The sequence below is a fragment of the Lysinibacillus sp. GW247-5R2A genome, from assembly GCF_059424475.1.
Window position 1 is genome coordinate 470184 of the sequence record NZ_JBWKZL010000001.1, and the last position, 21208, is coordinate 491391.

The 21208-nt window shown below is 38.2% G+C and carries 17 protein-coding genes; all 17 read right to left on the minus strand.

Going from position 1 to position 21208, the window contains the following annotated elements:
* Window positions 1-72: 72 nt before the first annotated feature.
* On the minus strand, window positions 73-1632 hold the full coding sequence (rny, locus tag AC07YC_RS02330) for a ribonuclease Y (RefSeq protein WP_008178918.1): 1560 nt from the start codon (window positions 1630-1632) through the stop codon (window positions 73-75).
* Between the two features lie 523 nt (window positions 1633-2155).
* On the minus strand, window positions 2156-3217 hold the full coding sequence (recA, locus tag AC07YC_RS02335) for a recombinase RecA (RefSeq protein ID WP_025113994.1): 1062 nt from the start codon (window positions 3215-3217) through the stop codon (window positions 2156-2158).
* Window positions 3218-3378: 161 nt separating this feature from the next.
* Window positions 3379-4638: a competence/damage-inducible protein A gene (locus AC07YC_RS02340; protein WP_336634299.1), complete on the minus strand. Its 1260-nt coding sequence runs from the start codon at window positions 4636-4638 to the stop codon at window positions 3379-3381.
* Between the two features lie 17 nt (window positions 4639-4655).
* Window positions 4656-5234 (minus strand): CDP-diacylglycerol--glycerol-3-phosphate 3-phosphatidyltransferase, encoded by a 579-nt coding sequence (gene pgsA, locus AC07YC_RS02345; protein WP_494918282.1) that lies wholly within the window; start codon window positions 5232-5234, stop codon window positions 4656-4658.
* Between the two features lie 47 nt (window positions 5235-5281).
* Window positions 5282-6211, minus strand: coding sequence for a helix-turn-helix domain-containing protein (locus tag AC07YC_RS02350; protein ID WP_175422988.1), 930 nt, complete (start codon window positions 6209-6211; stop codon window positions 5282-5284).
* Window positions 6212-6227: 16 nt separating this feature from the next.
* On the minus strand, window positions 6228-7013 hold the full coding sequence (locus AC07YC_RS02355) for a DUF3388 domain-containing protein (protein WP_008178931.1): 786 nt from the start codon (window positions 7011-7013) through the stop codon (window positions 6228-6230).
* Window positions 7014-7239: 226 nt separating this feature from the next.
* Window positions 7240-7497 (minus strand): DUF3243 domain-containing protein, encoded by a 258-nt coding sequence (locus tag AC07YC_RS02360; RefSeq protein WP_494918283.1) that lies wholly within the window; start codon window positions 7495-7497, stop codon window positions 7240-7242.
* A 44-nt stretch (window positions 7498-7541) separates the two neighbouring features.
* Entirely contained in the window at window positions 7542-8270 is a 729-nt protein-coding gene (gene ymfI, locus AC07YC_RS02365; RefSeq protein ID WP_446935649.1) for an elongation factor P 5-aminopentanone reductase, read from the minus strand.
* Window positions 8270-9568, minus strand: coding sequence for an EF-P 5-aminopentanol modification-associated protein YfmH (yfmH, locus tag AC07YC_RS02370; protein WP_336634302.1), 1299 nt, complete (start codon window positions 9566-9568; stop codon window positions 8270-8272). The genes ymfI and yfmH overlap by 1 nt, the downstream gene beginning before the upstream one ends.
* A complete protein-coding gene (gene yfmF, locus AC07YC_RS02375) occupies window positions 9565-10836 on the minus strand; it encodes an EF-P 5-aminopentanol modification-associated protein YfmF (protein WP_025113988.1) in 1272 nt (423 codons plus the stop codon). The genes yfmH and yfmF overlap by 4 nt, the downstream gene beginning before the upstream one ends.
* Before the next feature lie 175 nt (window positions 10837-11011).
* The gene (locus AC07YC_RS02380) at window positions 11012-11971 is read right to left on the minus strand and encodes an ABC transporter permease (RefSeq protein ID WP_036124095.1); all 960 of its coding nucleotides are present in this window, start codon (window positions 11969-11971) and stop codon (window positions 11012-11014) included.
* 1 nt (window position 11972) lies between these two features.
* The gene (locus AC07YC_RS02385; RefSeq protein WP_012293322.1) at window positions 11973-13019 is read right to left on the minus strand and encodes an ABC transporter permease; all 1047 of its coding nucleotides are present in this window, start codon (window positions 13017-13019) and stop codon (window positions 11973-11975) included.
* The gene (locus AC07YC_RS02390) at window positions 13019-14566 is read right to left on the minus strand and encodes an ABC transporter ATP-binding protein (RefSeq protein ID WP_336634304.1); all 1548 of its coding nucleotides are present in this window, start codon (window positions 14564-14566) and stop codon (window positions 13019-13021) included. Before AC07YC_RS02390 ends, AC07YC_RS02385 begins: the two co-directional genes overlap by 1 nt.
* Before the next feature lie 440 nt (window positions 14567-15006).
* Window positions 15007-16089 (minus strand): BMP family lipoprotein, encoded by a 1083-nt coding sequence (locus AC07YC_RS02395; protein WP_036124090.1) that lies wholly within the window; start codon window positions 16087-16089, stop codon window positions 15007-15009.
* Window positions 16090-16143: 54 nt separating this feature from the next.
* Window positions 16144-16872 carry a GntR family transcriptional regulator gene (locus AC07YC_RS02400; protein ID WP_336634305.1) on the minus strand — a complete coding sequence of 243 codons (729 nt, stop codon included), beginning with the start codon at window positions 16870-16872 and terminating at the stop codon, window positions 16144-16146.
* Window positions 16873-17060: 188 nt separating this feature from the next.
* The gene (locus tag AC07YC_RS02405) at window positions 17061-19355 is read right to left on the minus strand and encodes an FtsK/SpoIIIE family DNA translocase (protein ID WP_494918284.1); all 2295 of its coding nucleotides are present in this window, start codon (window positions 19353-19355) and stop codon (window positions 17061-17063) included.
* A gap of 153 nt (window positions 19356-19508) precedes the next feature.
* Complete coding sequence (locus AC07YC_RS02410) at window positions 19509-21176, minus strand: ribonuclease J (protein WP_494918285.1); 1668 nt, start codon at window positions 21174-21176, stop codon at window positions 19509-19511.
* Window positions 21177-21208: the final 32 nt, after the last annotated feature.

The following is a 21208-nucleotide window of genomic DNA, read 5'->3' on the forward strand; positions in this document are numbered from 1 at the left end:
AAACATGACTCTGGCTAAATTAAAAAAGAGGCTCTCTAGATATGAATCTAGAGAAACCTCTAACTTTCAATATTATTTCGCGTACTCAACAGCACGAGTTTCGCGAATGACTGTTACTTTTATATGACCTGGATAATCTAATTCTTCCTCAATACGTTTGCGAATATCACGAGCAAGACGATGAGAAGCTAAATCATCAATTTTTTCAGGTTGTACGATTATTCGGATTTCACGTCCAGCTTGAATTGCATAAGATTTCTCTACGCCATCATAGCTTTCTGAAATTTCCTCTAACTTTTCAAGTCTGCGGATATAGTTTTCAAGTGTTTCACTTCGTGCACCTGGACGAGCTGCTGACAAAGCGTCAGCTGCCGCGACTAATACCGCGATCACAGACGTTGCTTCTGTATCACCATGATGCGAAGCAATACTATTAATAACGACTGGATGTTCTTTGTATTTTGTTGCTAATTCCACGCCAATCTCAACATGGCTACCTTCTACTTCATGGTCAATGGCTTTACCAATATCATGTAATAATCCTGCGCGACGAGCTAACGCCACATCTTCACCTAATTCAGCTGCCAGTAAACCTGCCAAATGCGCGACTTCAATTGAATGTTTTAGGACGTTTTGTCCATAGCTTGTACGATATTTCATGCGGCCTAAAATTTTCATTAAATCTGGATGTAAGTTATGAATGCCAATTTCAAATGTAGTTTGCTCACCAGTTTCGCGGATTTGTTCGTCCACTTCACGGCGAGATTTTTCCACCATTTCTTCAATACGTGCTGGGTGAATGCGGCCATCCTGTACAAGTTTTTCAAGTGCAAGTCGAGCCGTTTCACGACGGATTGGATCAAAGCCTGATAAAATAACCGCTTCTGGAGTATCATCAATAATTAAATCAATGCCTGTTAACGTTTCCAATGTACGAATATTACGGCCCTCACGACCAATGATTCGACCTTTCATTTCATCATTTGGCAAGTTTACAACAGATACGGTTGTTTCAGCTACATGATCTGCAGCAAATCGTTGTAGTGCCAATGATAAAATTTCACGCGCCTTTTTATCTGAGTCTTCTTTTGCACGTGTTTCAGCTTCCTTCGTCATCACAGCAATATCAGTTGCTAGCTCTTTTTCTACTTCATTTAAGATAATTGATTTTGCTTCTTCTCTCGTTAAAGCAGAAATACGTTCTAGCTCTGTTTTTTGTGATGCAACGAGCTCGTCCACTTTGCTCTCCATCTGTTCAATATGCTGTTGTCTTTCAGCTAGAGCTTGTTCTTTACGCTCTAAGCTTGCTTCTCTCTTATTTAGAGCATCATCCTTGCGATCAAGATTCTCTTCTCTTTGCAATAAACGGTTCTCTTGTTTTTGAAGTTCTAAACGACGTTCACGAATGTCATTTTCGGCTTCAGTACGAAATTTGTGAGTTTCATCTTTGGCTTCAAGTAGTGCTTCTTTCTTTAATGCCTCCGCTTCTCGTTTTCCTTCTTCAACGATTGTTTCAGCGACATGTTTAGCACCAGTGATTTTTGAGTCATTCACTTTTTTCATGTAGATATAGCTAACAGCGGCACCAACGATGAGTCCAAGCAAAGCGGAGATGATAGTAATTCCATCCATATGAACACCTCCTCTTGCTATTTGGGTATTACAGTTTCAGTCGGCGCATACATCTATGTCGCCTTGGCAAATTGCGCAATATTTTGTTAGTCTTCACACAAAACTTGTTTCATTGGCCAAAGGTATTATCTGCATTCAGTAGGCGTTTTGACATCCTTCGAAAAGGACATGTAACTATAAAACTTTTGCTAAATGAAGATAAAATGTACTGCCTATTTAAAGTCATAATTCAGAAATTATACATATTTAATTGTATAACTAGCCATCAGCTCTGTCAAGGATAGTCGGGCATCTGTTCGCCCTTTGAGAAGAAAAAAAGTAAGTCCTATCCATTCAGTGAATTTTTTCCCTGTTACTTTTACACTAGGAAAAAATTCTCCTTTTACACCTTTTACATTAACCCAGTACATAAGAAATAATTTCTGAGGCATATAGCTTCTATCTTATTATGTGTAAAAATTTTAGATTATAGACAAAAAAAGCATTGTTCCCGTAATAAATTGGGAACAATGCAATCGTTTGATTATTCTTCATCAAGAAGTGACATTAATTCTTCATCCATCTCGTCTTCTTCATGTGCAGCAATTGTATAAGAATTAGCGGCAATACCATAAGAAGATCGAATTTTGTTTGAGATTTCTTCCAAAACAGCAGGGTTTTCTTTTAAATATTGTTTTGCATTTTCTCGTCCTTGACCTAGACGCTCATCGCCATATGCATACCAAGATCCACTTTTTTGCACGATGTCTAATTCTACACCTAAATCAACTGTTTCGCCTTCTTTAGAAATACCTTCTCCATACATAATATCAACTTCAGCTGTACGGAAAGGCGGCGCTACTTTATTTTTCACAATTTTAATTTTCGTACGGTTACCAACAATATCATTACCTTGCTTAATAGCTTCTGCACGGCGAACTTCTAAACGTACAGAGCTGTAGAATTTAAGGGCACGACCACCTGGTGTTGTTTCCGGATTTCCGAACATTACCCCAATTTTTTCACGAATTTGGTTAATGAAAATAGCAATCGTTTTTGATTTGTTAATAGAACCTGAAAGTTTACGTAATGCCTGTGACATTAAGCGGGCTTGTAAGCCGACATGAGAATCACCCATATCCCCTTCAATTTCAGCTTTTGGTACTAATGCTGCAACGGAGTCTATTACAATGATCTCAATTGCACCACTACGAACTAGTGCTTCTGCGATTTCAAGTGCTTGTTCTCCTGTATCTGGCTGTGATAATAATAACTCATCAATGTTGACACCTAATTTTTGAGCATAGATTGGGTCCAATGCATGTTCTGCATCGATAAATGCCGCTTGTCCACCTTTTGCTTGTACTTCAGCAATAGCATGTAAAGCAACTGTTGTTTTACCTGATGATTCAGGACCATATACTTCAATAATACGTCCACGTGGATAGCCACCTACGCCTAATGCCGCATCAAGTGCTAGTGATCCACTTGATGATGTCGCAATTTCTAAGTCGGTTTTTTCACCGAGTTTCATGATTGAACCTTTACCAAAATTCTTTTCAATTTGTTTTAAAGCCTGTTCTAAGGCTGCTTTACGATCACTCATTCATTTTCCTCCTTCGAAAACTGTTCACTGTTTTTGTCTATCTCTACTATACTTGTTTTTGAGAAAACACGCAAGAAAAAAGCGAACATTTATTCGTTTTTTCTACAAAATAAAAATTTGGATAGTTTTCCTCTACCCAAATTCCTATTCTTCACTCTATATTAATATCGTTTTGTATAGCCGCGTTCTTCCAAACGCTGCATTAAATAATGGCATGTAAATTTCACTGCACGGAGTCGATTTGTATTACGCATACCAGATAAATGAAGTAAGTATGTAAGTGGCTCCTCATCATTGATGGCAATACCAATCCAAACCGTTCCTACTGGCTGATGGTCATGTGCTGTAGGCCCTGCTTCTCCTGTTAACCCAATGCCGATATTTGTCCCAAATTGTTTTCGAATTGCACTTGCCATTGCAGCAGCACATTCACCGCTCACAACGCCGTGTGTATCTATTAATTCTTGTGAAATACCAAGATGCTTTACTTTTGCTTCTGCCGCATAGGTCACTACGCCTCCAATGAGTGCATTCCCTACCCCTGGAATTTCCGCAAGCTCTGATTGAAACAACCCTGCCGTTAAACTTTCTGCAGCAGAAATAGTTAGATTATTATCTACTAGCATTTCAACTGTCTTTGAAACAAGTGAGTCATCATCCACACCATATTGATAGTCACCAACAAGGGCTTGTATTTCTGCTACTTTGGCGGCAATAAGTTGTTGGGCTTGCTGTTCGGTATCTGCTTTAGCTGTGACGCGTAATGTTACCTCACCATCCGATGCAAGTGGAGCGACAGTTGGATTTGTTTGGGCATCTAAAATATCCTGTACCTGAACTTCAAGCTCGGCCTCACCAATCCCATAAAAACGCATCACATGAGAGGCAATGATCCCTCCATCATTAAGCATCGCGGCAAGCTTAGGTTTCGCCTCAAATTGAAACATAGGCTCAAGCTCTTTTGGTGGCCCTGGTAGTAAAATATACGTACGATTATTGTTTTTAAAAATCATACCAGGCGCCATTCCGTGATGATTGGCTAATATTTCGCTCCCAGCTAGAATTAAAGCCTGTTTCCGGTTATTCTCCGTCATAGGACGTCCTCGCTTGGCAAAAAACTGCTCAATATATGTTAATGCAACTTCGTCAAATTCTAGAGAAACACCGAGATGGCGAGCAATCGTTTCCTTTGTTAAATCATCTTTCGTAGGTCCTAGTCCTCCCGAAAAAATAATTAAATCTGCACGAGATTCTGCCACTTCAATAGCTTGTTCTAAACGTTTTGCATTATCACCAACTACTGTATGGTAGAAAACATTAATGCCTAGTTCGGATAACTGGTTCGAGATAAATCTCGCATTCGAATTCGTAATTTGACCTAATAATAGCTCTGAGCCAACCGCAAGAATTTCAGCATTCATGATTCACAAGACCTTTCTTATTTAGACTCAAGTAAAACACGTCGATTAAGGTAGAAGTAATCCCACCCAGACCAAAGCGTAAAGAATAATGCTACATATAGCATAATCATATCAAAAGGAATACCAATGAGTGTGAAAATTGTGTTGTGTAGAAGAGCTGCAGCGATTGCTACAATTTGTGCCCAAGTTTTAATTTTGCCAAGCTGATTGGCCGCAACGACCTCTCCGCCACCTGCCAAAATAAGGCGTAAACCCGTCACAGCGAATTCACGGCTAATAATAATGATAATCACCCAGGCTGGTGCCATTTCAAGCTCTACCATTAAAATGAAAGCTGCTGACACAAGTAATTTATCAGCTAAGGGATCTAAAAATTTCCCAAATGTAGTCACAAGATTATACTTACGTGCATAAAAACCATCTACCCAATCAGTTGTCGAAGCTAAAATAAAAATAAGTGCACCTATAAAATGATGGATTGGCATCTCTGCCCCAAATAGAGTCAATGTTCCCCAGCCAAAATCAAACATCATAACAATGACAAAAAATGGAATAAGTAAAATTCGTGAGATGGTAATTTTATTTGGTATGTTCATTTTTCTAACACCTTTCATGATGAAAGAAAGTAGTCATCACATGATGACTACTGTTCTTTATTGAAATTGATGACGATATTTTGAGTTACAACTTGCTGTGCATACGTGAGAAGCTCGTCATTAATATAGATTTTAGCTTGCGTAGAATTACCAAGACGGATACGAACATAATTTTCAGTCGTCGCGTCGAATTCTACCACTTCACCAGCATTATAAACACGAGTATCCGTTAATAATTCTTGTTGCTGCTGATTACGAATACCAACAAATGTAGGACCTGAAACTTCGATTTTAAGTTTCAATGTATCTGTACCTGTTAACGTGTAAGAAGTTGTTGCTCCATCTGCTTCAACAGTACCTGCGGAAATGGTTTGCTTGATCTCTTCAGTTTGATCAGTTTGATCTTCATCAGTTGGTGTTTCTTCTTTAGAGTCTGTATCTTTTTGGTCATTTTTCAGAGCATCTTTTTCTTCTTTTTCTTTCTTATCTTTGGCACTATCGATAGGCTTGGCATTTGTATCATATTCAATTTCAGGGGATGTTGTGTTGCCCTCGCTTGTCCCTGGACTGTTTTTGGATTGCCATAGCACCCATATTACCACGATGATCACAACAATAAATAACCCAACAATGATTTTCGGCATTGCCTCCATCATTTTATTGGAAGGGCCTTTTGTGACCTTTCTTCTGCTTGGACTATTCGTTATGGATTGACTTACTTGATCATTTGGAGTACTCGGTAGTTCTTTTTTATAAGTCTCTAAAATTTCTTCCGCATTTAAACCAACAGCATCTGCATATTGTTTAATAAAAGCTCGTACATAAAACGAGCCAGGCATAATGGAATAATTGCCCTCTTCAATTCCTACTAAATAACGCTTTTGAATTTTCGTTATTTCTTGTAAATCGTCTAAGCTGTAGCCTTTAGACAGTCTCGCCTCTTTCAGTCGAGTCCCTAATTCTGCCACTAATAACACCTACTTTAACATCAAATTAAAAATTAAATCCACCAAATGAATCGGATTCGGACATATGATTTTTTTCCATTATTTCATAAGTAATTTCTTCATCTGTGTGATGACGTAATTCAATAATATAATCAAAATCCTCTATTTTATATTCGGAATGCTGAACAAACATATCAGGATGCTCTACAACCTTAATGCATGGCATATTCATCATTTCACGCACTAATTGTAAATGTCGCTCATCAGACGAGCGACGAGTCACAATACCATCTAAAATAAAAATATTATTACGACTAAATTCATCCCCCACTAGTTTATTACGAACGGTTTGTTTTATCATTGTGGACGATAGAAAAATCCACTTTTTATTGGCACAAACACTTGCTGCTACTATAGACTCCGTTTTACCAACGCGTGGCATGCCACGAATACCAATCAGCTTATGTCCCTCTTTTTTAAAGAGTTCGGCCATAAAATCGACTAAAATACCAAGTTCATCTCTTACAAAGTGGAAAGTGTTTTTTTCATCTGCATCTCGAGGAATATAACGACCGTGTCTAATAGCTAAGCGGTCTCGAAGTTTCGGTTGTCGAAATTTGGTCACGTTAATATGTTCCATTGTCGAAACAATTGTACGAAAACGTTCAATTGCCTCATCATTGTCTGTATGCACTAACATACCACGTCGATCCTCATCGACACCATTAATTGAAATAATATTGACACGTAGCATCCCTAAAAGTGAAGCAATATCTCCTAATAATCCAGGGCGATTCACCTGAATCTCATATTCAAAGTACCAATCGCTCAACACACTCGTTCCCTTCCTATTAGTTAACGTAAAAAATCCTTTATAAGTTCCATCATAGCTGATTTTTTATGTAATGGAAAGTTAGAATACATGGAATTACGGCGTTATTTTTAAAAACTTACTAATTTTTTTGAATGCATAGAAATAAGGCTTACATACGTTCCCTTTTTCACTAAAAAATAAATTTTTTATATAAAAAAAAGAGGAGATAAGCTCTCCCCTTTTTTTATTGCACATGCTTATTTTGGACAAGCTTAACGACACAATTCGCCAAAGCATGCTTTTCATCTTCAGAGGCAACGCCCCATAAATCTGATAGCACTCGCTCTTGCTCGTTTTTAGGATCTACATTTGAAGCTAAATATTCACCAATTTGGACAGCAGCTGCTTGAATCATTTTCTTAGGCATACCACTTGATTCAGCTTGTATAACGTTTTGTCCTAAAAACGATGTCCATTTTTGCCAGTTTTCTAAAATGGTCATATGTTTCTCCTCCTTTACACATGTAGTATGTGTAAAAAAGAATATTATATGTACCAGCCACCATTTAATCGAATGATTTGTCCTGTTACATAATCGGCTTTCCCAGATAAATAAAAGCGAACCATCTCAGCCACGTCTTTTGTTTGCCCAATTGACCCTAAAGGAATATCTTCCAAAATATAATTAAGCTCCTCTTTACTTAAATGACTGTTCATGGATGTATTAATGAAACCTGGAGCAATGGCATTTACTCGAATACGAGATAATGCCGCTTCCTTTGCATAGGATTTAACAAATGCATGTTGTGCTCCTTTTACAGTTGCGTACAGCGCCTCACCAGCTGACCCAGCTTCGCCCCATATAGAGCCTATAAATAAAACATAGCTTACATCATGCTGGCGAAGCTTTTCAGATAGTAAAGCCGTCAGCCTCATCGGATTTTGAACATGGACTCGCCATAGTGCGTCCATATCTTTTACTGTTGTATCCTCTAGCAGCGAATAATGTGCTTGTCCATTTGCGAAAATAATAGCCTGCACATTAAAAATCTGTGCGGCTACCATTTCTGCTCCTGTTTCAATTGAAAAATCCCCCTGTACAAGCATAAATTCTTGCGCAGGGAAAGTTTTAGAAAGTGTATGACATAAAGTTTCTGCAGCATTTTTATTAGTTGAATAATGTAAATAGATGGACCAGCCTTCTTCAGCTAAGCTATGACAAATAGCGTGACCAATCTCACCTGATGCACCTAGTACAAGAGCAAACTTTTTCACTAGGCATCCTGCTTACTTGGTAAAATTTTAAACACGGTTTGTTGAGATTCACCTTGTATGGAGGCAAATGCTTTGTATAAATCATCAACTGTTAATTCCTCAAGAACTGGGACAACATCAAATAGATTCATGTCATTAAAGGAGTAACGAGTAAATTGATTGGCGATAAACTCAATAGAATTCAAAGCGCGTAAGAAGAAACCAATTTTTTTACGTTTAATACGTTCTAAATCAGCACCTTCAAAGTGTGAATTCCCTTCAAATTTAGCCAATTCTTCTTTTATTGCAGATGTTAATTTATCAGGCTCTGAAGAATCAGAACCGATCATAGCAAATCCAAAACCATTTTCTAATGTAAAATCAAATGCATACGTTTCATCAATTAAACCTTCTTCGTAAACACGTTCATAAAAATTAGATGTACGTCCAAAAATAAGTTCTAGTGCAATTTGAACAGAGAGCTCATGCTTTAACATTTCTCGTCCTGACAAATTGGTTTCTTTTGCCTTCAATCCAACATAAACTTTAGGCTTTTGTACATCCATGTTTAATGTTCGTTCATTTATCGCTACCTCTGTTGGTTCTTCATCAAAGAAACGTTGAATGGATACCGGTTCTGAGAACTCTTTTTTCCCTTGATTATCACGAATAAAAGTCATCATTTCCTCAGGGTCCACTGCACCAATCACAAATAATAGCATATTAGATGGGTGATAAAACGTATTGTAGCACGTATATAAATGATCGGCTGTAATGCCATCAATCGATTCAATTGTACCAGCAATATCAATTTTTACTGGGTGATGATGATACATATTTTCAATCGTTCCGAAATATAGACGCCAATCTGGTTGATCATCATACATGGTAATTTCTTGCCCAATAATTCCTTTTTCTTTGTTGACGGTCGCTTCTGTAAAGTAAGGCTCTTGCACGAAATTCAATAATGTTTCGGTACTTTTGTAAATATTATCAGTTGAGGAGAATAAGTATGCCGTACGCGTAAATGATGTAAAGGCGTTAGCAGAAGCTCCATATTCGCTGAACTTTTGGAAGACGTCGCCATCTTCTTTTTCAAACATTTTATGCTCTAAGAAGTGAGCGATTCCATCCGGCACCGTCATGCTTTCTGTTTGACCTATTGGTACAAAAGTGCGATCAATAGAACCGTACTTCGTTGTAAATGTAACAAATGTTTTAGAAAAACCTTTTTTCGGCAAGATATATACATCTAATCCATTTTCAAGCTTTTCATAATAAAGAGTTTCATCTAATTGCTTAAATTCAATTGTTTTCATTGTGCGGCTTGCTCCTTTCCACATAAGAAATAGACCGCTTCAAGCTGCACTTGCTTCGCCATATCCATAACATCTTCCTTCGTCACAGCTTTCCACTTATTAGCCCAAGATTCCACAGAAAATTCCTCTGGTAAATCTTTATATTGATCGAAAATTTCAATTTGTCCACGGGCAGAATCCAAGGACTCTTTTAATTGATTCGTGAGCATTGCTTTTGTTTGTTCTAGCTCTAAATCAGTAATGTTGCCAGACTGCATTGTCGCAAGCTGTTCTTTAATGAGTGATAACGCTTTTTCCTCATTTTTAGCCTCGATACCAGAAACTACAAATACGAGACCATAATGAGAAGCATAGGAGCTAGAAGCATAATAAGCCAAACTTTCTTTTTCACGAACATTCATAAACAATTTAGCATGGGGATAGCCGCCGAAAATACCATTGAAAATCTGCATTTTAGCAAAGTCCGGACTACCAAATCTTACTGGCGTACTAAAGCCAATGTGAAGCTTCCCTTGCTTCATCTCGTGCTGTTCTCGAACATAATCGTTTTGAGGATGTTGTTGCGGAAGAACAGCTGGTACTTCCTCAGGTGTACGATCGTTAAATGGTAGCGCTTTTTTTAATTTCGCTACAATTTCCTCTTCATTAATATCCCCAGCAACATAAATATCTATTTTATCGTTAGCTAGCATCGATTGATATGCCTCAAATAAGGAGGAAGGGGTAATTTTTTGAATTTCCTCAACACTACCATTTGCCGAAATAGACGCTGGTTCGTTTGGTCTTAGGATTTGTTGTAAGCGGAATTGTGCAAAGCGAGATTTATCATCAAAAATAGATTCAATACGTTGTATAACTGTCTTCTTTTCACGTTCCACAATGGATTCCTTAAAAACTCCATTTTCTAAATTTGGCTCAAAAATAGCCGTGTGTAATAAACCAAGCATGTCATTTAACACACTTGTATTGGCTAAATAATGATCATTTACCGTCTCCACATTCATGAGCACTGTATGTTCATTACCTCGTTTAGACGTATCAAAATATAAAACAGTGCCATATAGATCATCTAAGAAGCTTCTGAAAGCAGCAGTTGTTTTATATTTAGCATTACTATGCTGAAGCACATTAGTTAACACAGTACGTTCTGATGCACTTTTAGCTGTTAATGCTCTTCTCCATTTAATTGAAAAATTTACGGTTTTAAATTGGGTCGTTTGTCGGATATGCAAATTGACACCTTTGGCAAAAGGTATAGTTTTAAACATATGAAACCCTCCTATCCTTCTTAATATAACGATGTACTACACATACTATACATGTCTACTGTCTATAATTGCAAAAAGAATCCAAAGTATGTATGGGAAAAACTATAAATTATATGTATTCAACATGGAAAAAAAGACTGAGCATATTTCACTCAGTCTTTGATCATGACTTATTTTAACGCTTACCTTTAATATATGGTTGACCACTTGCCTTAGGAGCATTCGCTTTACCAATAAAGCCTGCTAAAGCAAGGATTGTTAATACATATGGTAAGATTTGTAGATAAACGGCTGGAACATTTTCGATGAGTGGAATTTGGTTCCCTGCAATACTTAATGTTTGTGCTAAACCAAAGAATAAGGCTGCACCTAACGCACCAATTGGATGCCATTTCCCGAAAATCATGGCAGCAATCGCCATGAAACCTTGACCAGCAATTGTCGCATGTGAGAAGTCGTGCGTAATTGTTTGTGCGTAGACAGCACCACCAAGACCACCTAGAGCTCCAGAAATCATAACAGCAATATAACGCATTTTATTGACGTTAATCCCCATTGTATCTGCCGCCATTGGGTGTTCACCTACAGCACGAAGGCGTAAGCCAAATGGTGTTTTATAAATAATAAACCAAGCACCAAATGCTACCACAAACGCCAGAATAGACGTACTGTAAACATCATGGAACAATAAACGGCCAAAGAATGGAATGTCCTCTAAATAAGGAATACCAAAACGGCGAATCGGTTGGTCAATCATATCTGTTTGACCTTTATCATAAATCATTTTTACTAAGAATACAGTAGCAGCTAAGCCTAATAAGTTAATAGCTACCCCTGATACTGTTTGATCGGCACGGAATGAAATAGAAGCAACGGCATGGAAAAGTGAGAAAATCGCACCAATTACAACAGCCGCTAGCATAGCTACCCAAACAGTTGCCGCACCTAATGATGAAGCAAATTCTAAATTGATAAATATACCAACAAAAGCACCAACAATCATTAAGCCCTCTAGCCCGATGTTGACAACACCAGAGCGTTCAGAGAATACCCCACCGATGGCTGTAAAAATCAAAGGTGTTGCATATAGAATCGCTGAAGGGATGATGAAATATAACATTTCTAAAAAGCTCATGTTATTGTCCCTCCTTTTTCTTGCTCAGCTTCTGTAAGCCTACTCGAATAATATAGCCTGATGCTACGAAGAAGATAATTAACGCGATGATAATCGATACAATTTCTTCCGGTATACCAGCAGCATTTGGCATATTTAAAGCACCATATTTTAATGAACCAAAGAGTGATGCCCCGAATACTACGCCAAGCGGTGTATTTGCACCAAGTAAGGCTACGGCGATACCATCGAAACCAATTCCAGTGAAGCCAGGTTTAATGGATGCGTTTTGGAACGTACCTAGAGCTTCCATCGCTCCGCCAAGACCTGCAAACATACCTGAAATAGTCATCGCTAAAATAATGTTTTTGTTAACGCTCATACCAGCATAATCTGCAGCGTTTTTGTTGAACCCTACAGCTTTCAGCTCATATCCACGCGTTGTTTTTTCTAAAATAAACCACATCACAACAACCATTAATAGTGCAACAATGATCCCATAGTGAAGACTTGAGTTGTCTGTAAGCTCTCTTAAAAACGGAGAACGTAATGAAGCTGATTCATGGATACGTTCTGTTTTAAAGCTACCATCTGACAATTTTTTAATGACCGCGTTTGCAATATATAACGCCGTATAGTTAAGCATAATTGTCGCAATTACTTCATGCACTTTAAATTTCGCTTTTAAGAAACCTGCAATAAAGGCCCAAAATGCACCTGCTGCTGCTGCTGCAAGTAATGCCAATGGTAAGTGTATAACTTTAGGTAGCTCAAATGCATAACCTACCCAAGCCGCTGCTAACCAACCTAAAATAAGCTGACCTTCAACACCAATATTAAACAGCCCTGTACGGAAGGCGAATGCTACTGCAAGACCTGCTAATATATATGGTGTAATTTGACGAATTGTGTTCCCTATTGAATATGAATCTCCAAAAATACCTGTCCAAAGAGCGATATAACCTTGTACTGGGTCATAGCCACTGACTACCATGACGATAGCCCCTACAATTAAACCGATAATGATAGAGATGATAGGAACGAGTATATTAATGACACGATTTGACATTAGTCGTTCCCCTCCTTCGCATCATGCTTGTTATTTTTTTTACTTTGACCTGCCATTAATAACCCAAGCTCTTGTTCTGTTGTTTGTTTAGGATTTAATTCGTCCACAATTTGACCATCATAAATAACGGCAATGCGATCCGATACATTCATAACCTCATCTAATTCAAAGGAAATTAACAGAACAGCTTTCCCTTTATCACGTTGCTCAATAAGACGCGAGTGAATAAATTCAATCGCCCCTACGTCAAGACCTCGTGTTGGTAGAGCGGCAATTAATAAATCTGGATTACGATCAATTTCACGACCAATAATAGCCTTTTGTTGGTTACCACCAGATAATGCACGAGCAGGTGTCATTTCACCATTACCTGTACGTACGTCGTATTCTTTAATAATTTGATTGGCTTTCTCCGACACTTTTTTATAGTCCATTACAAAGCCTTTAGCTATAGGAGATTGGTAATACGTTTGTAGCGCAATATTATGACCAATCGGGAAATCTAGTACTAAACCATGCTTATGACGGTCTTGCGGAATATGCCCAACGCCTTCTTCTGTTATTCTACGAGGCTTCAAATTTGTAATGTTTTTACCATTTAGTTCAACAGTACCACTTTTAATTTTACGAAGACCTGTAATCGCCTCGATCAATTCTGATTGACCGTTTCCATCAATACCTGCTATACCGACGATTTCACCTTTGCGAACCTTTAAGTTCAGACCTTTTACTTTATCGATATCACGGTAATCCGTTACGACTAAGTCATGGATAGCAAGTACTTCTTCAGTTGGATTCGCATCCGTTTTTTCTGTTTTAAATTCAACTTGTCGGCCAACCATCATTTCAGCTAGCTGATCAGGATTTGTGTCAGCGGTTACAACAGTGCCAATTCCTTCACCTTTACGGATAATCGTTACACGATCGGACACTTCCATAATTTCTTTTAGCTTATGGGTAATTAAAATAATCGATTTCCCTTCAGCAATAAGACGACGCATAATTTGAATTAATTCCGTAATCTCTTGTGGTGTTAAAGAGGCTGTTGGTTCATCAAAAATTAAAATTTCAGCACCACGGTATAATGTTTTTAATATTTCAACACGTTGTTGCATACCAACAGTGATGTCTTCAATTTTGGCATTAGGATCAACATCCAAACCATATTTCTCAGAAAGGGCTTGTACTTTTTTAGATGCATCTTTTATATTGACAATACCCATTTTAGTTGGCTCGGAGCCTAAAATAATATTTTCTGTTACCGTAAAATTCTCTACCAACATAAAGTGCTGATGCACCATACCAATCCCTAAATCATTGGCAACATTTGGGTTTGTAATTTTTACAGCATTCCCACGAACGCGAATTTCGCCACCCTCTGGTTGATACAAACCAAAAAGGACGTTCATCAAAGTCGATTTACCTGCACCATTCTCTCCAAGCAATGCATGGATTTCGCCTTGTTTCAGTTGGAGGGTGATATTATTATTCGCCACGAAATTACCGAATTCTTTCCGGATTCCTAGCATTTCAATCACATATTCCAATATTGTCACTCCCTTAATAGGCACTTTTATAAAGTAATTCCGCCTTAGCGTTTAGTATCTGCCTCTACTATGACTGATGGCACAGATTAGCAATACATCCAGTATTCGAAATGTACAAAACTAGATGACCGTTAGAGCTTTTTTGCTACAGTTCTCTAATTCTTTAGACCGCTTTCGTTACCAAAGGCTATCTTTTATTTACTGATATAATCCCACCTATAGAGGTAGGTGTTTTGCTAAATTAATACAGGAAAGGTCATCGTTAGAAACCTTTCTTCTATTAACTTGTTACCATCATTATGCAAATCTTAATACTACCTCTAAAAGGTTCATATAAATCTAGTTAAATAGAGAATTGCGAATAATCTAAATATAACGATAGATTGAAAAATCATCATAAGGTCCTTCTTAAAAGTCCCTTATGATGATCAAAAGATGAATTATTTTTCCACTTTTTCTGGAACTTCGATTTCACCCTTAGCAATTTTTTCTTTATATTCATCGATTACTTTTTGTACATCTTCTGGAATTGCACCGCGAGAATCCGCAAGTTTAACTCCATCTTCAGCTAAACCATAAACAAGTGTTTCTCCACCAGGGAAGTCACCGTTTTTCGCTCTGTTTGAAATATCTACTACTGCTGTGTTAACACCTTTTAACATAGAAGTTAAAGTTACGTTTGTTTTATCGTCTACTTTACCTTCTTCGTACTGGTCAGCATCTACACCGATTACCCATACATCTGCATTTGGATCTTTTGCTTTACGTTCTTTTGCTTCAGAGAATACACCATTACCAGTTGCACCAGCAGCGTGGAAGATGACATCTACACCTGAAGAGTACATGCTGTTAGCAGTGATTTTTCCTAGATCTGCTTTATCAAATGCACCAGTGTATTTTACTTGGATGTCGATATCTGGATTTACTGCTTTAGCGCCTTCAACAAAACCAGCGTGGAAGCGGTTAATAACTGGAATATCTACGCCACCTACGAAGCCGATTTTACCTGATTTAGACATTTTAGCTGCAGCAACACCCGCTAAGAAAGCACCTTCTTGCTCTTTGAACAGTACGTTTACTACGTTGTCTGCTTTCACTTCAGCATCAATTAACGCAAAGTGATTGTCTGGGTTTTCAGCTGCTACTGCATCGATTGCATCAGCCATCATGAAACCGATACCATAAACTAAGTTAAAGTCACGACGCACTAAGTTGTTTAAGTTTGTTTCATAGTCAGCATCTGAAGCTGATTGTAGATAGTCGAAACCACCATCACCTTTTTTAAGACCGTGTTCTTTTCCGTAAGCTTGAACACCTTCCCATGCAGATTGGTTGAATGATTTGTCATCAACGCCACCTACGTCAGTAACCATTGCTACTGAAAATGATTCTTCTGATGTTTCTCCACCTGAAGCGTTATCATTTTCTTTTGCAGGCTTTTCGTCTTTTGTACCACAAGCACCTAAAATTGCACTTGCCGCTAATACTGATGTTAATACTAAACCAAATTTACGTTTTTTCATTTAATTAACCCCCCAAAGGTATTGTAATTAGCAGGAAAAAAATTTAGAAATGTTCTACACCCGTTTACGAACTACATGGAAGCTGAATTTATCAGCTCGGAAATAATTTTTTGAATAGAGCACTACTTGATCATGGTCATCGTAATGCAACTGCTTTAACACTAAAAGAGCTGTTTCACGTCCACAGTTTAAAATCGGTGAAGCTTGTTCATGATACCCAACTGGATCAATGTACGTAACCGCATAGGCCACATGGATTTTCCCAGATTGCTCAAGAGCAGAGAACAGTGAAACTTCTTTTTTTTCGACAAAGTCAGTAGGCAGGAAGCTTGCGGGTAGCTTGTCTATACAGTAAACTACGGGCTCACCGTCCGCTGTTCTGACACGTTCAATTGTGAGTATTTTATCGTCGTCATCACATTGGAAGCGTTTTAAATCTTCCTCAGAAGGAATGTGCTCGGCCGCTTTTAAAAAACGCGAACCAGGCTCCATACCCGCTGCCTCGATCATAGAAGAAATGCTCGATAAATGCTCGATGCCTGATGTAAACAACGGCTTAGGGTTGACAAAAGTCCCAACCCCGTGTCGGCGCACAATCACATTTTCCTCTTCCAACAGTCGAAGTGCCTCTCTAAGTGTTGCTCGACTGACTCCGAGTGATTTCGATAATTCAAATTCTGAAGGCAGCTTTTCATTTTCTTTAAAAATGCCAGCCTCAATGTCAGATTTTAAACGATCGATTACTTGAAGATAGAGATGACGATGATCTGCTTTAATAGTCACATATATCACCACCAAAATCAGAGATCAGACATCTGATGTACAACATTCCTACTAATCGTTCATAAATATAACATTTTTGCAGAATGAAATAAACAGTTTTAAATAAAATCTGTTATAGAATTCATTCTTTCTTCAAATTCGTTGCAAATAAATGGACAAATATACAGAAAGGGCCATCCATTTAATGTTTAATTGTCGTATTGATGAATAAGCACCTGACGAGGCTTACTGCCCTCAGGAGGCCCGACAATACCGCGTTGTTCCATCTGATCAACAATACGTGCTGCTCTTGAATAGCCTATTCGGAAGCGACGCTGAAGCATGGAGACAGATGCTGTTTGCATACTGACCACTAATTGCACTGCTTCGTCATATAATTCATCGGTTTCCTCTAAAATCGTTTCTTCTTCAGTAGGAATCATCTCCTCTTGATACTGAGCCTTTTGCTGTTCTATAACAAAATTCACAACAGCCTCAACCTCTTGATCCGATAAAAAGGCTCCTTGTACCCGTTTTGGTTTCGAGGCACCGGCTGGTAAAAATAACATATCGCCGCGACCCAGTAATCGTTCTGCTCCGCCCATATCTAAAATCGTTCTCGAATCAATAGCTGAAGAAACTGCAAAAGCAATTCGGGATGGAATATTAGCTTTAATGACACCTGTTAAAACATCTACACTTGGTCTTTGCGTTGCAATAATCAAATGGATTCCCGCTGCACGTGCCATTTGGGCTAAGCGGGTAATTGAATCCTCCACATCACTAGATGCGACCATCATCAAATCTGCTAACTCATCTACAATGACTACAATATAAGGTAGCTTAGGATGCTTTTCTTCTGTCTGTTCATTGACCTTTTGAACATGATTATTGTAGCCTTCAATATTTCGTGTTCCAGTATGTGAAAACAGGTCATATCGACGCTCCATTTCAGAAACAACTTTTTTCAGGGCTTGAGAAGCTTTTCGTGCATCGGTCACAACAGGCGCCAATAAATGGGGAATACCGTTATAGACGTTTAACTCCACCATTTTCGGGTCAATCATCATAAGCTTTACTTCATGTGGTTTTGTACGCATTAGTATGGATACTACTATGCCGTTTATACAGACACTTTTCCCACTACCTGTTGAACCCGCTACTAGTAAATGCGGCATTTTATTGAGCTCTGCTAGTACTGCTTGTCCCGTAATATCTCGTCCAAATGCTACCTGCAACAACGCCTCTGGCTTAGCGCCATCCTTCGATTCTAATACCTCTCGTAAAGTAACAATGGCAACCTCACTATTTGGCACTTCAATACCAATGGCCGATTTCCCAGGGATTGGTGCCTCCATACGAATATCCTTGGCAGCCAGCGCTAATGCTAGATCATCTTGCAGATTGACAATTTTACTTACCTTGACACCAATATCAGGTAAAATTTCATATTTCGTAACGGCTGGTCCTAAATGAACTTGTGTGACCTTTGCCTTTACGCCAAAGCTTTGCAATGTTTGTTCAAGCTTTTTGGCATTCGCCTGGATGACAGAATATTCTCCACTTTGATCATGTTGTGGTGGTAATTGTAATAGATTATAGGATGGAAGCTGGTAGTCTGCATTTTCTACAGTATCTGTCCCTTGAATATGGACCTCATCCATAGCTTCATCGTGTTCATTGTCCACTATTTCTGCCTGATCAAATATAGTTCTTTCCTGAGATACATTTTGGGTAAATGCAGAAATAATGGGCTCATGATGTATTTCTTCTTCTTCTTGCTCAGGCATATCCGCAGTTTGATTGACCGCCGCAATCTCGTCCACACTTTCTGCTCTAGAACGGCGATTACTTGGCTTTTTAGGTGCATTTTTTTTCTTATCTCGATGTTTCTTTTTCCATTTACCAAATAAATCTGGCATTTTCTCTGCCAAATATGGCACTAATGCTTTTCCAGTAACCAAAATCAAGCCGATAAAGAAAATAACCCAAGCAACGACCCTTGCCCCTGATGCTTCAAATAGAACGTGAAGACCACTAAATAAAAGAGCACCAATCATTCCACCACCTAGTGCATTACTGCGATGAATAATCCCCTCGGTATTGATGAGAATTCGCCATGATTCACGGAGAACCGAATCAGATAATAAGCCACCTGATTTTGATAATTGTTCAAATAATATGCCATGACTAAAGATGGTTAAGCTCATAATAATGAGGAGCATACCTAGAATTAAGCGGTCTTTCATACCGACTTTTTTTCGACCAATCATCATTAATAACGCAACAAATATTAGCATAAATGGAACCGCAAAATGTAAATTTCCTAATAGAAACATTGCGAATGTTTGTAGCGTACGCCCGATCATACCGTATTCAAAAATCATGATGACCGCAAGCGCAATTAAGAGCAGTCCTAGAATTTCATACATAAGTGGAGACATTTCTTTTTTTTCTGTTGTTGCTTTGCTTTTAGTAGCTTTTTTTCTTTTACTAACCGCCATTTCTATCACCTTCTTCTGCAATCCATTTTATATATGTAGCGAATCATACCATGTAGAACTCGAACATTTCAAAAAAAGGATTTTCCACCGCAATTGGGAGAAAATCCTTTTCCATTTATTTTTCCTCAAAGCCTTGACGATGAGTCATTTGTATTAATATTCCATAATAATTGGAATAATCATTGGACGACGCTTTGTTTTCTGGAATAGGTACGTATTTAATGTATCACGAATTTCTTGCTTAATATTCGTCCATTCAAATGTATCTTTCCCTACATATTTTTCAATAACAGTCCTTGCGATGTCCGATGCCTCAACCATTAACTCTTCTGATTCACGAACATATACAAAGCCGCGTGATAAAATTTCTGGACCAGACGCAATTTTCTTTTGTGCACGATTTAATGTCACGACCACAATGAAAATACCATCTTGTGATAATAATTTACGATCACGAAGAACAATATTCCCCACATCGCCAACACCGATCCCATCAATTAAAACGTTACCAGCTTGTACACGTCCACTCATGCGCATCTTATTATTTTTATATTCAACAATATCCCCTTTATCAGCGATAAATATTTGGGATTTTTGCATGCCTAGCTGTTGAGCTAATTTAGAGTGAGCAATTAGCATACGATATTCCCCTTGTACAGGAATAAAATACTTTGGCTGCATTAAATTTAACATAAGCTTTAAATCTTCTTGACTACCATGACCTGATACGTGCACATTTTTGCTAGAAGTTAGAATTTCAGCCCCAGCTTTAGAAATGGAGTTCATCGTATTAGCCATTTGCACTTCCATACCAGGAGAAGGTGTAAATGTAATTAAAACTGTATCACCTTGCTTAATTTTAATGTCACGATGATGCTTACGTACGATTTTTTCTAGAGCATCTAAAGGCTCCCCTTTATTACCTGTTGTAATAATGATAATTTCATCGTCTTGATATTTTTGCATGTCTGAAATTGGAATAATCGTATCTTCTTCGACTGTTAAATAGCCCAGCTGTACACCTAAATCTACAGCCTTCTCTAATGGCTTCCCGACAATCACTACTTTACGGAAAGATTTTTGAGCTTGAGCAAATACTTGTTGAATTCGGATAAAATTCGATGCATAAACAGCTACTAAAATACGACCTGGTGCTGAATGGAATGTTTTTGATAATTGTTCTTCAATGACAATTTCCGATGTTGTATAACCTGGTCGTTCAGCTTCACAAGACTCAGATAATAGAATAAAGACGCCGTCTTCCCCTAACTGGGCCATTTTCGCTAAATCAGGTTTAAATTTACCTGTCGCCGATTGATCGAATTTGAACTCTCCTGTATGAACAATCGCGCCTTCAGATGTATGGAACACTACCCCTAACGAATCGGGAATACTATGTGTTGTGTGGAAGAATGTTACATACGTTGAGTTGAAATTCATACGACTACGGTTTGTTACTTCAAAAAACTTTACCTGATGTGGTGCAGGTAATTCTTTCAGATGTTCCTTTGCTAGAGCAATTGTTAATTTTGAGCCGTACACTGGTGCCTTTATTTTTTGCAATACATAGGCAATCGAGCCAATTGCATCTTCATGTCCGTGTGTTAAGAATATACCTTTCACACGCTCTTTATTTTCTTCTAAGTACGTAATGTCAGGGATCACGATATCGATGCCTAGCATCTCGTCCTCTGGGAACATTAAGCCGCTATCTACTACAAATAGCTCTTCATCAATTTCTACTACGTACATTGCTTTTCCAATTTCGCCCACACCCCCAAGAGGGATGATTCGAATCAGTTCATTTTTCTTTTTTGTCAATTTATTTCCTCCTAAAAAATATCCCGAACAGC